13 protein-coding genes are annotated in these 14,801 nt (G+C 60.8%); 7 read left to right on the forward strand and 6 right to left on the reverse strand.

From position 1 onward, the window contains the following. Window positions 1–8: 8 nt before the first annotated feature. On the forward strand, window positions 9–692 hold the full coding sequence (locus SBC1_RS34630) for a Fe2+-dependent dioxygenase (RefSeq protein WP_165104787.1): 684 nt from the start codon (window positions 9–11) through the stop codon (window positions 690–692). 13 nt (window positions 693–705) lie between these two features. Here the strand turns inward: SBC1_RS34630 and SBC1_RS34635 are convergent, their stop codons facing one another. Beyond that, window positions 706–1,035 carry a type II toxin-antitoxin system PemK/MazF family toxin gene (locus tag SBC1_RS34635; protein ID WP_165104788.1) on the reverse strand — a complete coding sequence of 110 codons (330 nt, stop codon included), beginning with the start codon at window positions 1,033–1,035 and terminating at the stop codon, window positions 706–708. Beyond that, entirely contained in the window at window positions 1,029–1,277 is a 249-nt protein-coding gene (locus tag SBC1_RS34640; protein WP_031361939.1) for an AbrB/MazE/SpoVT family DNA-binding domain-containing protein, read from the reverse strand. Before SBC1_RS34640 ends, SBC1_RS34635 begins: the two co-directional genes overlap by 7 nt. 289 nt (window positions 1,278–1,566) lie before the next feature. Here SBC1_RS34640 and SBC1_RS34645 point away from each other — a divergent pair, with 289 nt between their 5' ends. Both SBC1_RS34645 and SBC1_RS34650 read left to right on the forward strand, forming a co-directional pair. Next, window positions 1,567–4,194 (forward strand): MMPL family transporter, encoded by a 2,628-nt coding sequence (locus tag SBC1_RS34645; RefSeq protein ID WP_165104789.1) that lies wholly within the window; start codon window positions 1,567–1,569, stop codon window positions 4,192–4,194. 59 nt (window positions 4,195–4,253) lie between these two features. Further along, a complete protein-coding gene (locus SBC1_RS34650; RefSeq protein WP_165104969.1) occupies window positions 4,254–5,138 on the forward strand; it encodes a VacJ family lipoprotein in 885 nt (294 codons plus the stop codon). Between the two features lie 48 nt (window positions 5,139–5,186). On the opposite strand, the gene SBC1_RS34655 is transcribed toward SBC1_RS34650, so the two are convergent. From SBC1_RS34655 to SBC1_RS34670, 4 genes are all read right to left on the reverse strand, one after another. Next, window positions 5,187–6,524: a dicarboxylate/amino acid:cation symporter gene (locus tag SBC1_RS34655; protein ID WP_165104790.1), complete on the reverse strand. Its 1,338-nt coding sequence runs from the start codon at window positions 6,522–6,524 to the stop codon at window positions 5,187–5,189. Between the two features lie 110 nt (window positions 6,525–6,634). Next, the gene (gene leuD, locus SBC1_RS34660) at window positions 6,635–7,252 is read right to left on the reverse strand and encodes a 3-isopropylmalate dehydratase small subunit (RefSeq protein ID WP_165104791.1); all 618 of its coding nucleotides are present in this window, start codon (window positions 7,250–7,252) and stop codon (window positions 6,635–6,637) included. Next, window positions 7,245–8,666, reverse strand: coding sequence for a 3-isopropylmalate dehydratase large subunit (leuC, locus tag SBC1_RS34665; RefSeq protein WP_165104792.1), 1,422 nt, complete (start codon window positions 8,664–8,666; stop codon window positions 7,245–7,247). Before leuC ends, leuD begins: the two co-directional genes overlap by 8 nt. A gap of 5 nt (window positions 8,667–8,671) precedes the next feature. Beyond that, window positions 8,672–9,550 carry an alpha/beta fold hydrolase gene (locus SBC1_RS34670; protein WP_165104793.1) on the reverse strand — a complete coding sequence of 293 codons (879 nt, stop codon included), beginning with the start codon at window positions 9,548–9,550 and terminating at the stop codon, window positions 8,672–8,674. 94 nt (window positions 9,551–9,644) lie between these two features. Here SBC1_RS34670 and SBC1_RS34675 point away from each other — a divergent pair, with 94 nt between their 5' ends. The 4 genes from SBC1_RS34675 to SBC1_RS34690 all read left to right on the forward strand — a co-directional run bounded on the left by SBC1_RS34675 (window position 9,645) and on the right by SBC1_RS34690 (window position 14,781). Then, the gene (locus SBC1_RS34675; RefSeq protein WP_165989142.1) at window positions 9,645–10,583 is read left to right on the forward strand and encodes a LysR family transcriptional regulator; all 939 of its coding nucleotides are present in this window, start codon (window positions 9,645–9,647) and stop codon (window positions 10,581–10,583) included. Window positions 10,584–10,688: 105 nt separating this feature from the next. Beyond that, entirely contained in the window at window positions 10,689–11,201 is a 513-nt protein-coding gene (locus SBC1_RS34680) for a sigma-70 family RNA polymerase sigma factor (RefSeq protein ID WP_165104795.1), read from the forward strand. Further along, window positions 11,198–12,193, forward strand: a complete 996-nt coding sequence (locus SBC1_RS34685; RefSeq protein WP_206366133.1) for a FecR domain-containing protein — start codon at window positions 11,198–11,200, stop codon at window positions 12,191–12,193. The genes SBC1_RS34680 and SBC1_RS34685 overlap by 4 nt, the downstream gene beginning before the upstream one ends. Before the next feature lie 107 nt (window positions 12,194–12,300). Continuing rightward, window positions 12,301–14,781, forward strand: a complete 2,481-nt coding sequence (locus SBC1_RS34690) for a TonB-dependent receptor (RefSeq protein ID WP_165104797.1) — start codon at window positions 12,301–12,303, stop codon at window positions 14,779–14,781. Window positions 14,782–14,801: the final 20 nt, after the last annotated feature.

Here is a 14,801-nt window from a genome sequence, read left to right on the forward strand (position 1 = left end):
AAAAAAACATGATCCTTTCGATACCCAACGTCCTCAGCCCAGAGGACGCCGCCGCCATGCGCCAGCGGCTCGATGCATCGGATGCATGGGTGGACGGCCGCGCGACGGCCGGCTATCAGGGCGCGCCGGTAAAGCGCAACCAGCAGATCGCGCAGGAAGCGCCAATTGCGTTCGAACTCGGCGACATCATTATTGGCGCGCTCGAACGGCATCCGTTGTTCATCAGTTCGGTGCTCCCCAACCGCGTTTATCCGCCGCTTTTCAACCGGTACGAAGGCGGGATGCATTTCGGCAGTCATGTGGATGGCGCCATCCGGCTTGTGCCGGGACATGGCACGCGGGTACGAACCGATGTATCGATCACGCTGTTCCTCACGCCGCCGGAGGACTACGACGGCGGCGAGCTGGTGATCGAGGACACGTACGGCGTGCAGGAAGTGAAGCTGCCGGCGGGGCATGCGATTGTTTATCCGGCGACCAGCTTGCATGAGGTGCGGCCGGTGACGCGTGGAATGCGCGTCGCGAGTTTCTTCTGGGCGCAGAGCCTGGTTCGCGACGATACCCGCCGCAGCCTGCTATTCGATATGGACAACGCCATTCAAAGGCTCAACGCACAAAACGCCGACGACGCCGCGAGGCGAACGCTCGTGGGCTGTTATCACAATCTGTTGAGGCTTTGGAGCGAGACGTAGGGGTTGGTTAGAGCTAGACCGCGAAGACTTCCTGCAAGGTCCGCAATGCGACCGACAACGTATTGGCCGGCACGGCGCCGAGCTTTTTGACCAGACGGATTTTGTCGATGGTACGGATCTGATCGAGCAGGATCAGTCCTTTCTTCTGACTGAATACCACGGACACACGGTACGGTGCCGGCCGGCTTTTGGTTGTCATGGGCGCGACAATCACGGTGCGCAAATGGTCGTGCAACTCAGGCGGCGATATCACCACGCACGGCCGGGTTTTCTGAATCTCGCTGCCTACGGTGGGGTCCAGCTCATCCATTTTAATGAGCCAGACCTCTCCGCGCACTACCACGAAAGCTCCGCATCATCGGCGTTCGGAAACTCCCCCAATACGAGTTCGTCGTCGCCAGCTTGTGCGATGGCCTTGCTTGCGTCAGACCAGCCTTGGCGGGCCTTCTTCTGCGGTTTTCTTAAAACAATTGCGTCGTTTTCCACTTCCATCTCCACTTCGTCCTCCAGCCCAAGTTGGGCCAGGATGGGTTTCGGAATCAACACGCCTTGCGAGTTACCCATCCTGCGAATCGTTGTTTTCATCGCTTCACCGTAATGACAATGTTAGTCCGAAATCGAACTAAGCGGTTGCACAATGTTAGTACAATTTGTCATTAAGTGTGCACTGATCTCGGCGCCCGACAGACCGCGGTCGGCATATTAAAGGACCGATCGAAGAGTTTTTGTCCGCCCGGCGCGCCCAGCCTGCACCGCTTAGCGAGCGCCCCTTCTGCCAGCACCTCCTCGCGCCCGGTATACTCACGCGGCGCCTCATGGCACTCCTGTCCAATCAGCAAAACTTAAGAACACGCCCTCCGAGGCATTCGTCTTCATGCTCACGCCTCTCATTGCCCGTCTCGTCACGTTATCGATTCGCCGACCCGGCTGGATCATCGTTTTGTCGCTGCTGATCGCCGTGCTGAGCGGCTATTACGTGGTGCATCACTTCAAGATCAGCACCGATATCAGCCAGTTGATCGAGACGGAACCCGAATGGGCCGCGCGCAGCCACGCGATTGACGAAGCCTTTCCGCAACGGGGATCGACGGTGCTCGTGGTAGTTCAGGCGCAAGCGCCCGAATTCGCCGATGCCGCCGCCGACGAGCTCGCCGCCGCACTGGCCAAGAACACGCAGCACTTCACGGCGGTGTCGCAGCCCTCGGGCGGCGACTTCTTCGAGCACAACGGCCTGCTGTACCTTTCCACCGATAAAGTCTCCGACACCACCCAGCAACTCGTGAAAGCGCGTCCGCTGATTAACGCGCTGGCGCATGACCCCACGCTCACCGGCCTTGCCGGCACGCTCAACACCAGCCTCAACCTGCCACTGCAACTTGGGCAAGTGACGCTCGGGCAAATGTCGAAGCTGCTGGGCCAGAGCGCGGACGTGCTAGATAAAGTCCTCACCAATCAACCCGCCGTGTTCTCGTGGCGCAATCTGGTCGATACCTCGGCCACGCATCCCGCGCGTGCGTTTGTGACCGTGCAGCCGGTGGTGGACTACAACGCGCTGGAACCCGGCGCGAGCGGATCGAACGCGATTCGGGCGACGGCCAATGAGCTGAAGTTATCGGAGAAATATGGGGCCGTCGTGCGGCTGACCGGCGAACAGCCGCTCTCCGACGAAGAATTCGCGTCGCTGAAAGACGGCGCCGTGCTCAACGGCATCCTGACGTTCATTGTCGTGCTGGTGATCCTCTGGCTCGCGCTGCGCTCGGGGAAGATGATCATCGCGGTGTTCGTCACGCTCTTCGTCGGACTGGCAATCACCGCCGCGCTCGGCCTGCTCATGGTCCACGCGCTGAACCTGATTTCGATCGCGTTCATGGTGCTGTTCGTCGGGCTCGGCGTGGATTTCGGCATTCAGTTCGGCGTGCGGTATCGCGAGGAACGCTTCAAGGACGACCGGCTGGACGTCGCGCTGGTGAATACGGCGCGCCACGTTGGCATTCCGCTGACGCTCGCCGCCGCCGCGACGGCCGCCAGTTTCTTCTCGTTCTTGCCTACCGCGTATCGCGGCGTGTCCGAACTCGGGCAGATTGCGGGCGTCGGCATGCTGGTCGCGTATGTCACCAACATGACCTTGTTTCCGGCGCTGATCAAGGTGTTCGCGCCGCCGGGTGAAGCAGGCTCGCCGGGCTTCCCGAAGCTCGCGCCGGTAGACGATTACCTCGCGCGCAATCGCAAGCCGGTGTTGATCGGCACGCTGTTGGTCGTGATCTGCGCGCTGCCGTTGCTGCTGCATCTGCGTTTCGACTTCAATCCGCTGAACCTGAAGGACCCGAAAACGGAGTCGATGGCCACGCTGCTCTCGCTGAAAGATGCGCCCGAAGCGGCCGTGAACGACGTGAAGGTGCTCGCGCCTTCGCTTGAGGAAGCGGACAAGATCGCGGCGAAGCTCGAAAAGCTGCCGGAAGTGGAACGCGCAACAACTTTGTCGACGCTCATTCCCGCCGATCAACCGCAAAAGCTCGATTTGATTGCCGCCGCGGCGTCGGTACTGCTGCCTTCGCTGGATCAGCGTGTCGCCACGCCCGCCAACGACGCCGTGCGCGTCGCCACGCTCAAGCGGCTGTCAACCTCGCTGGAACTCGCCGCCGATGAACATCCCGGCCCCGGTGACAGTGAAGCGCGTCACCTCGCGGCGACGCTGAAAAAGCTCGCCGCAGCCGATGCCGCCACCCGCGACCGTGCGGAGCACGCGATGTCCGACCCGCTGCGCATCGCGCTGGGTCAGATGCGCGCGCTGCTACAACCGTCGCCGATCACGCTGGCGTCGCTGCCTAAATCGATGACCGAAGGCTGGCTCGCCGCCGACGGTCAAGCGCTCGTGGAAGCGTCGCCTAAAGCGCTGGCCGGCAAGAACCGTGACGACGACAAACTGCTTGCCCGCTTCGCGAATGCCGTGCAGAAAATCGAGCCGAATGCGATCGGCGGCCCAATCTCGGTGCTGCATTCGGCCAATACGATCATCAAGGCGTTCGAGCAGGCGGCGGCGTGGTCGCTGATCGCCATCGCGATCCTGCTGTGGCTGACTTTGCGCCGTATCGGCGACGTTTTGAGAACTTTGATACCTTTGCTGGTTTCCGCCGTCGTCACGCTGGAGTTATGCGTGGTGTTCGACATGCCGCTGAACTTCGCGAACATCATTGCATTGCCGTTGATGCTGGGCATTGGGGTGGCGTTCAAGATCTACTTCGTCATGGCGTGGCGCTCGGGACAAACCGGCCTGCTGCAATCCAGCCTCACGCACGCCGTGATGTTCAGCGCCGCGACCACGGCAACGGCGTTTGGCAGCTTGTGGTTTTCGCATCATCCGGGCACATCGAGCATGGGCAGGCTCCTCGTTCTGGCGCTTTTTACGACGTTAATTGGCGCAGTGGTATTTCAGCCGGTTCTAATGGGAAAACCCCGGGTGCGGCGGAAAGTGGCCAAAACCGAAGTGGCTGACACCGTTTAGACCGTCCCTTTAAACGCATTAACTACTTACGCACGACCCAAGGAAACCGACCCATGAGGATGGCAAAAACGCCCGATGCCGCCCGCACCCTGCGAGCGCTCTCTGGCGGCGTGCTGCTCGCCGCTGCTTTCGCCCTGTCCGGTTGCGCCACGGGCCCCGACGCCAAGCCGGGCGATCCGCTGGAACCGATGAACCGCCAGATCTTCAAGTTCAACGACGCTGCCGACAAATACGTTGCCCGCCCGATTGCAACCGGCTACGTAAAGGTCACGCCAGCGCCGTTCCGCACGGCGGTCAGCAGCTTCTTTTCGAACATCGGCGACATTGGCAACTTCGCGAACAACCTGCTGCAGTTGAAGATCACCGACGCGACCGAAGACCTGATGCGCATCGCGATCAACTCCACGTTCGGTATTGGCGGCCTGATCGACTGGGCGACGCCTGCGGGGCTGCCGAAGCACGATCAGGATTTCGGGCTGACGCTGGGCCATTACGGCGTGCCAGCCGGACCGTATCTGGTGTTGCCGTTGCTCGGCCCGAGTTCGGTGCGCGATGCAACGAACTGGATTGCGAGTTATCCGCTCAGTCCGGGTACTTACCTGAGTACGGAAGCGGACGTGTCGTTGTTCGTCATGCGGTTTGTGAGCGCGCGGGCCGATTTGCTGGGCGCAACGGACATCCTGTCGCAAGCTGCACTGGATAAATATGCGTTCGTCCGCGATGCCTACACGCAGCGCCGGCAGTACCAGTTGACGGGTGCGGCGAACGCAGCGCTGCCGGACTACGGCGATGAAGGCGGTGCCACCGCAGCGCCCGCGGCTGGTGCGAGTGCGACGGCTGCGCCGGCGAAGCCGGGCATGGGCGGAAGCAGCAAGTCGCAAGGCTTGCCGAACTACTCCGATCCGGGCGCGGCCCAACCGGCGTCGGCACCGGCTGGGAAGTAATTTGGTCTTGGCTCGCGATACGACCGTCGTACCGCGAGTGCTTTAGCTCTATGAAGACCGCTCGGCCTTGCGTTGTTTCCAACGGCCAATCAGCGTCGAGCGTTCCTCTTCCACATCTCCCACACGTCGCGGCATCCCAAGCTGAGCGTGCAGCATCCCACGATCCAGTTCCTTCTCCCACGAAGCCACGACGATCGTCGCCACCCCATTCCCCACGATATTCGTCAGCGCCCGGCATTCCGACATGAACCGGTCGATGCCGAGGATCAGCACCATTGCGGTCACGGGTACGGTTGGCACGACTGACAAACTCGCAGCCAGCGTGATGAATCCCGCGCCGGTCACGCCGGTCGATCCTTTCGACGTCAGCATGGTCACGGCGAGCAGCGTCACCTCCTGCATCACGGTCATGTGCGTGTTCGTGGCCTGGGCGAGAAACAGCACAGCGAGCGTCATGTAGATGTTGGTGCCGTCGAGGTTGAAGGAATAACCCGTCGGCACGACCAACCCCACGATCCCGCGCGCGCAGCCGAGCCGTTCAAGCTTCTCCATCAACTGCGGCAATGCGGCTTCCGATGTCGACGTGCCCAGCACGATCAGCAACTCGTCCTTGATAAACGCAAGGAAACGAAAAATGCTGAAACCGCAGGCCTTCGCCACCATGCCCAGCCCGAAGATCACGAACAAAAACGCGGTGAGATAGAACGTGCCGATCAGCTTCATCATCGGCAGCAGGGATTCAATGCCGTACTTGCCGATGGTGAATGCCATTGCACCGAACGCTCCGATTGGCGCAAGGCTCGTAATCACGTGGACGATCTTGAAGAACGCCTTCGATAACGCCTCGATCAAGCTGATCACCGGCTTTGCCGGTTCACCCATGACGGCAAGCGCAGAGCCGAATAGCATCGCGATCAGCAGCACTGGCAGGATGTCGCCCTGCGTGAATGCGCCCACGAAGGTGTCAGGGATGATGTGCATGAAGAAGCCGGCGAGCCCTTCGCCATGAGTCGCCTGTGCGGCGTAGCCGGATACCGCGCTGGCATCGAGCGTGGAGGGATCGACGTTGAAGCCCTTTCCCGGCTGAAGCAGATGCGCCGCTAACAAACCGATGGCGAGCGCTACTGTGGAGACGATTTCGAAATACAGCAGCGCCTTGCCGCCCACGCGCCCGACCTTGCGCATGTCATGCATGCTCGCAATGCCCGTCACGACCGTGCAGAAAATCACCGGGCTGATGATCATGCGAACGAGTTTGATGAAGGCATCGCCGAGGGGTTTCATCGCGATGCCATCCCCTGGAAGGAAATGCCCGAGCAGGACCCCCGCGAAGATTGCGGCGATCACTTGCACGTACAGAATGCGGTAGAACGGCTTGCGTTTCATGTCTCCTCCTTTTTTGGGCAAAGCGTGTCCCCGCCGCGTTGGCTTACGCGTTTTCGCCAAGGCGGTCGGGTTTACGGTGTCTTTGATGAGTACGGCCGAAGCCGCACGGGCTACATCACAGCGGACCAGGGATAGCGCTCGAAGTGGCGCTTTTCAAAGGCTTCTATCTCGGCGAGAGAGGTTAATGTCAGGTCGATCGTGTCCATGCCTTCGATCACCATGCGCTTGTGCCGCGCGCCCAGCGGGAACTTGAAAACCTGAGCGCTGGTTGTTGAGCGAACGGTTTGTGCTTCCAGATCGATAAGGATCTTCGACGCAGGATCATCCGTCGATTCCCGCAGCAATACATCCACCGCTTCACGTTCGAGTTGCACCAGCAGCAAGCGATTGTTCATCGCGTTGGAGTAGAAGATTTCGGCGAAGCTTGGTGCAATCACGGCGTCAAAACCGTATTGCTGAAGTCCCCACACAGCATGTTCGCGGCTCGATCCACAACCGAAATTCGCACCGCCGATCAGGATGCGCGCGCCGTTATAAGCGGGCTGGTTGAGCACGCAATTTTTAAGCGGTTCGCCGTGTTCATCGAAGCGCAGGTCGTAGAGCAAGCCTTTGCTCAAACCCGCTTTATCGATGATGCGAAGGAACTGCTTCGGCATGATCTGATCGGTGTCCAGGTTCTCTATCGGCAACGGCACCGCGCTGCCTTCTATGACGGTCAAATTAGTCATGGTGATTCTCCAGCGAACGGACGTCGGTGATCTTGCCGGTGAGCGCGGCGGCGGCGGCCATCGCGGGACTCATCAGATGCGTGCGGCCGCCGCGTCCTTGCCGGCCTTCGAAGTTGCGATTCGTTGTGGATGCACAGCGCTCGCCCGCTTCGAGAAAGTCGTCGTTCATCGCGAGACACATGGAGCATCCCGGCTCGCGCCATTCGAAGCCGGCTGTTTTTAGAATCTCCGCGATGCCTTCCGCTTCTGCCTGCCGACGCACCGAGCCCGAACCCGGCACGACCATCGCGCGTACGCCCTGAGCAACTTTGCGCCCGCGCACGATCGACGCGACGATGCGCAAATCCTCAATCCGCCCATTCGTGCATGAGCCGATAAACACACGGTTAATCGGCGTTCCGGCGATTGGCTGATTCGATTCAAGACCGATGTAGTCGAGCGCGCGACGCAACGCGGCAGCGGCTGCGGGCGTGGCTTGCGAGCTGGCATCGGGTACGAGGCCATCAACGCGCATCGCCTGGTCGGGGCTCGTGCCCCACGTGACGAAGGGCGCGATATCGCGGGCATCGAAGGAGTATTCGGCGTCGAAGGTGGCATCGGCATCGGATTTCAAATCGCTCCAGTCAGCGAGCGCGGCTTGCCATGCGGCTTCATCTAGCGATGTGACATGCGCACGGACATAGTCGAACGTGGTTTTATCCGGCGCGATCAACGCCGCTCGCGCGCCCGCTTCCACGGTCATGTTGCACAAGGTCATGCGCGCTTCCGCCGAGAGCGACGCGATGGTCGTGCCCGTGAATTCCACCGCATAACCGCGCGCCCCTTGAGCGCCAATACGGCTGATGATCCAGATGATCAAGTCCTTCGATGCCGTGCCATAAGGCAACGCGCCATCAATGGTGATGCGCATGGTCTGCGCCACGCGATACACCAGCGTCTGCGTCGCGAGAACGTGCTCAACCTCCGATGTACCGATACCAAACCCCAGCGCGCCCAGCGCACCGTAGGTGGTCGTGTGGCTATCGCCGCAGAGCACCGCCATGCCGGGGCGGATCAAGCCCAGTTCCGGCGCGATGATATGTTCAATACCCTGCAGCGGATCGTTCGCCGCGTACAGCCGGATGCCCGCCTTGTCGCAATTGCGCGCGAGGTTTTCGGCTTGCAGCAATGAAGCGGCATCGCGAATCACGCGCGGCGATTCCGCGTGCGTTGGAATGATGTGGCTCACTACGGCGAGCTGTTGCTTAGGATGACGTACTGGCCTCGATTTTTCAGTGAGTCCGCTGAACGCTTGCGGGCTCGTGTACTCGTTCATCAAATGCAGATCGACGTAGAGCAGCACATTCTGATCGTCGATACGCGTCACCGTATGCGAGTCAACGAGCTTCTTATAGAAGGTATTGTGGTTCGACATGATGCTCAACCCCTAAGAAACGGCAGCACACACTCGAGCAGCAACTCGGGCGCTTCTTCCGGAATGTAGTGGCCACATGGCAGCGAGTGGCCGCTGACGGTATCGGAGAAATGGCGCCACTCGGCGACCGGATCGAAGCACTTTTCGATCACACCTTCCGCGCCCCATAGCGCGAGAAAATCGCAGGTTATCTTCTCGCCCTTCGCCAGCGATTCGCGGTCGTGTTCCAGGTCGATGGTGACGCTCGCGCGATAGTCCTCGCAAATGCCATGAGAGGTACCTGGCTGCTGCAGGCAACGCAAATATTCCGCGTACGCCTCGGGCGTGAACGGCTTCAACCCCGCGCTGCGCGCGCCGATAGTCTGCTTCAGGTAAAGGTTCGCGTCCGCGCGAATCAGCGTCTCGGGGAACGGCGCGGGACGGACCAGGAAAAACCAGTGCCAATAAGCGCGAGCGAATTCGAACGAGGTTTTTTCGTACATCGCGAGCGTTGGCGCTACGTCGAGCGTGATCAGTTTCTTGACGACCGCCGGATGATCCAGCGCCATACGCGCCGCCACCCGGCCGCCGCGATCATGCGCGAGCACAGCAAACGATTCGTAACCCAGCGTGCGCATCAGATCGACCTGATCTTGCGCCATACGACGCTTCGAATAGTTACTGTGATCGGGAAGACCTTCTGGTTTGTCGCTGTCGCCATAACCGCGCAGATCCGCCGCCACGACGGTGAAGTGTTTCGTCAGCTCGGGCGCGACCTTGTGCCAGATCGCGTGGGTTTGCGGATGGCCATGCAACAGCAGTAACGCCGGCCCATGGCCGCCTTGTATTGCCTTGATCCTGACGCCATCGACCGTTGCCGATACGTCCTTGAAGTCATCGAACATGATTGTCTCCAGCAGTTTTATGAAGTTTAATTGATGCATTTCCCGATACAGTTTCTATTCAGGCAATCCAGACTTAACTTCCAGGAACTAATCGATGGACGGCTTTTCCGACCTCAACCTGTTCACGCTCGTCGCTCGACATCGCAATCTGGCGGCGGCTGCACGCGATCTCGGCGTGACGCCGCCTTCCATCAGCAAGCGCCTCGCGCAGCTTGAGCGGCGGCTGGGCGTGCGGCTTTTGAACCGCACCACGCGGCGCGTCAGCCTCACGCCCGAGGGCGAGCTGTATCTGGCGAACGGCTCACGCATCCTCGATGAACTCGCCGAACTCGAACAACTCGTCACGAAAAGCCGGGCGGAGCCGACGGGTTTGCTGCGCGTGAATGCATCGTTTGGATTTGGGCGCAGCCGGATTGCGCCGGCGGTATCGAGGTTCATCGAGCGATATCCGGCGATCAAGATCCAGCTTCATTTGTCGGACCGGCCGGTGAATTTGCAGGAGGAAGGGTTCGACCTGGGCATCCGTTTCGGCGATGTCCCGGACGCCCGCATCAATGCGCGTTTGCTGCTCAGGAATCGGCGGATTGTGTGTGCATCGCCGGGATATGCTGAGAAACACGGGCTGCCGGCCATGCCGCACGATTTGACGCGGCACGCGTGCCTCGTGCTGCGTGAGAACGAATCAGCGTACGGGGCTTGGCATTTCACGCGCGGCAAGAAGGTGGAGACCGTCAAGGTTGACGGGCCGCTCAGCAGCAATGACGGCACTACGGTGCTGCAATGGGCGCTGGACGGACGCGGCATTGCCGTGCGCTCGCAATGGGAAACGGAGGCGCTGGTGCGTGAGGGGAAGCTTGTCGTGCTGCTGAACGACTGGGCGCTGCCGAACGCGGATATCCACGCGATCTATCTGGAGCGGCACCAGTTGTCCGCGAAATTGCGGACGTTTGTTGAATTTCTGGGGGAAGAGTTACGCGCCGGGGCCGGCCAGAAAGGCCACATCACACCAACCGTCTCCACAAGCAAGCTGTAAAAGCGCTGAAAGACGAATCGAACATAAGAAAATTCCCATGTTATTATCGCGAATAATTCTCATTTACCATTTTTGGCGCCAGGCGACTGGTCGGGGCAGGCAAGCGTGCCGGCAAACAAATCGCTTCTGCATGGCGACGTGCAGACGCTCTACAGCAATCATCACGGCTGGCTGCAATTGTGGCTGCGCAAAAAGCTCGGCTGCGCGCATCGTGCGGCGGACCTTGCGCACGACACGTTCGTGCGTCTGCTGGCGCGCGACGAACCGCTCGCGCTCGATGAGCCACGGGCATTCCTGACCACCGTCGCGCAGCGCGTCCTGTTCAATCACTGGCGGCGCGAGCAAATCGAACGCGCTTATCTTGAAGCGCTGGCGCATAGGCCCGAGGCGCTGGTGGCATCGCCGGAAGAACGGGCGGTGCTGCTCGAAACCCTTTGTGAAATCGATGCCCAGCTCAACGGGCTACCCATCGCTGTCAAACGTGCATTCCTGCTCGCCCAGCTAGACGGCGCGAGCCACGCGGACATTGCCACGCAACTCAAGATATCGATATCCACGGTCAAGCGTCATCTGGTGCGCGCCGGTACGCAATGTTTCTTTGCGTTATCGATGGAATGACGCGCTTGAACGCAAACGCACGCCCCGATATTGCGCCGGAGATCGCGCGCAGCGCCGTCGAATGGTGGATGGAGCTGCAATCCGGCGACACCACCGCGTCGCAGCGCAACGCCTTCGAGCGCTGGCTCGCCGCGCATCCCGATCATGAGCGCGCGTGGCGGCATATCCAGTCTGCCAGCAGCCGCTTTCACGGTTTGAGCGATGCAATTGGCTCGAACGTCGCGCGTGCCGCGCTGATGCCGCCGCGCTCAGCCAAGCGGCGTGCGAACGTCAAGGCGCTGGCGGTGCTGCTGTTTGCCAGCAGCGGCGCTTGGATAGTGGAAGAACGCGTGCCATGGCGCGCGTGGAGCGCGGACGAACGGACGGCGGTGGGAGAACGACGCACACTGACGCTCGGCGACGGCACCGTGGTGACCTTGAACACCGATAGCGCCATCAACGTGCGCTACAGCAGCACCGAACGCCGCCTGCGCCTGCTGAGCGGCGAGATCATGGTGATCACCGGTCACGCCGATGGCCCCACGCCCCGCCCGTTTGTGGTCGAGACGGCGCAAGGCACGTTGCAACCGCTCGGCACGCGTTTCGCCGCGCGACAGCAGACGGATGCGAGCCGCCTGGATGTCTTCGATGGCGCCGTGCGGATCCAGCCATTCGATGCCGCGCATCGCGCGACTGTGCTGCATGCCGGGCAACGCGCGCGCTTCACGCGCATCGATGTAGGTCCTCTAGAAACCATCACCGAAAACGACGCGGCCTGGACCGATGGTTTGATCGTCGCGAGCAGCATGCGGCTGGGGGATTTCGTCGCGGAGTTGAGCCGTTATCGGCGCGGAGTGGTGCGTTGCGCACCGGAGATTGCGGACCTCCGTTTATCCGGCACCTTTCCTCTCGCCGATACCGGCCGCGTACTGGAAACGCTCGACAGCACCCTGCCCGTCCAACTTGAATTCGTCACGCGGTATTGGGTCACGGTGCAAGCCGCGCGGTCGTGACTGAAAACCACGATAAAAAATTTTGAGCTGCGTTGAGCTGTTTTCGATTCTCGCGGGACAAGGGAGATGAGAGCACTACATCGTCTATCTTCCTGCGAGCGTTGAACATGGGACAGTATCGAAAGGCCGGCTTCTGCCGTCGTATCAAAACGAGGAAAACCAGTCCGGCGCGCCGGCTTGTACGTGTGATGACAGCCACGCTGATTGCGGCCGGCGTGCCGTTCAATCTGGCGATAGCCGCCGACGTTAGCGGCGCCACGCAGACACCGCAACGCAAAACCTACGACATTCCGCCGGGGCCGCTGGAAGCCACGCTCAACCGCTTCGGCCGCGAAGCCGGCATTCTGTTGTCCTTCCCAAGCGCGATCACAGCCAACCGTCAGAGCGCGGGCCTGCGTGGTGAATACGATGTCCCTCAGGCATTCGTGCAAATCCTGCATGGGACAAGCGTTGCTTCGGTGCAGCAGGCCAACGGCGGTTATACGCTGGTGGAGGTCGTCGATGTCGGTACTACCGCTTCCGACGGCATGACCCTGCCGCCCGTTGCGGTGAACGCGAGCGCCCTTCATACCGCCGGTTATCAGTTGCCCAAAGAAGCGGTGGTGATGCGCTCAGACACGCCATTGATCGATACCCCGCAAGTGGTCAACGTCGTGCCATCGCAAGTGCTGCACGACCAGCGGCCGCGCAATCTTGACGACGCGCTCGCGAACGTCAGCGGCATCGTGCAGGGCAATACGCTCGCGGGTACGCAGGACACGTTGCTCAAGCGCGGTTTCGGCGGCAACCGCGATGGCTCCATCATGCGCAACGGCATGCCGATCGTGCAGGGGCGCTCGCTCACCGCCTCGGCCGATAGCGTCGAAGTGCTCAAGGGGCCGACCTCCCTCCTCTACGGGATCATGGACCCGGGCGGCGTGGTCAACGTGGTGAGCAAACAGCCGCTGCTTACGCCATATCACGCGATCTCGATGTCGGGCTCGACCTACGGCCACGGTCGCAACGGTGCAGGCGGAACGCTGGACACCACGGGTCCTATCGGCGATTCGGGGCTGGCTTACAGGCTCGTTGTCGATCAGGTCAACGAGCAATATTGGCGCAACTTCGGCGAGCATCGCGAGACGATGGTGGCGCCCTCGGTTGCGTGGTACGGACGCGATACGCAGGTCGTGGTGTCGTATGAATATCGCAAGTTCCTGTATCCGTTCGATCGCGGCACCGCGCTCGATCCGAAGACGAACGAACCCCTCGCCATTTCCAGCCGCGAGCGCCTTGACGAGCCTTTCAACCAGATGGCCGGCGAGTCGCACCTCGCGCAGCTTTCGGTCGATCACCAGATCAACGCCGACTGGAAAGCGCACGTGGGCTACAGCTATAACCGCGAGACCTACGATGCAAACCAGTTGCGCGTGCAGGGCGTGAACAGCACCACGGGCGTGCTGTCGCGCAGCAACGACGCCACGCACGGCGCGCTCAGCACCGACAGCTACGGCATTGCTTATGTGGATGGCCACTTCACCGTCGGCGGGTTTCGCAACGACCTGCAGGTGGGCGTGGACGATGAATATCGACGAATCTATCGTCGCGATCTGCTGCGGCAGGCGACCAAATACACGTTCAACTATTTGAATCCGGTGTACGGGCTGGAGAGTCCGTCGAGCACCATCTCCGCCAGTGACAGCGATCAAACCGACACGCTGCACGACACATCCCTCTTCTTCCAGGACAGCCTGCACCTGAACGACAAGTGGATTCTCGTGGGTGGCGCGCGCTTTCTTTCGTACAACCAGATTGCCGGAAAGGGCCGACCGTTCAAGGCGAATACGGATATAGACGGCACGAAATGGCTGCCGCGTGCGGGCGTGGTTTACAAGTGGACGGATACGGTTTCGCTGTATGGCAGTTATACGCAGTCGCTCAAGCCGACGTCGACCATTGCGCCTCTGAGTTCCGGCGTGGTGATCGATTCTTCCGTGTTGCCGGAAGAGGCGACGTCGTGGGAATTGGGGACCAAGGTTGTCATGCCAGGTGGGCTGACCGGGACGCTGGCGCTGTTCAATATCGATAAATCGAACGTGCTCGTGTCGCAATACAACGACACGACCAAGCTGACCGACTGGCGCACATCGGGGAAGGCGCGCTCGCGGGGCGTGGAGCTGGATGTGGCGGGTCAGATCGGCCAGCACTGGAGCGTGATTGCGAGCTATGCGTATATCGATGCCAAGACCACCGAGGATCCGCTCTATGCCGGCAACCAGCTCTGGAACGTGGCGGCGCATACGGCGTCGCTGGCTGTCGTGTACGACTTCGGCGCGATCTTCGGCGGCGATCAATTCCGTTTGGGCGCAGGCGCGCATTACGTAGGCCGGCGGCCGGGCGATTCCGCTAACAGCTTCACCCTGCCCGCTTATACCGTCGCGGACGCGTTCGCCACCTATGACACGAAGCTGGGCGGGCGCAGGCTCTCGTTCCAGCTCAACGTCAAGAACCTCTTTAACAAGACCTACTACCCGTCGAGCGTGAACAAATACTTCGTGTCCGTGGGCGACGCAAGACAGTTTTCGTTGCTCACCACACTGGAGTTTTAAGCGGTGGGTTTAATTCGGTC

It is taken from the genome of Caballeronia sp. SBC1 (genome assembly GCF_011493005.1).
Classification (GTDB): domain Bacteria; phylum Pseudomonadota; class Gammaproteobacteria; order Burkholderiales; family Burkholderiaceae; genus Caballeronia.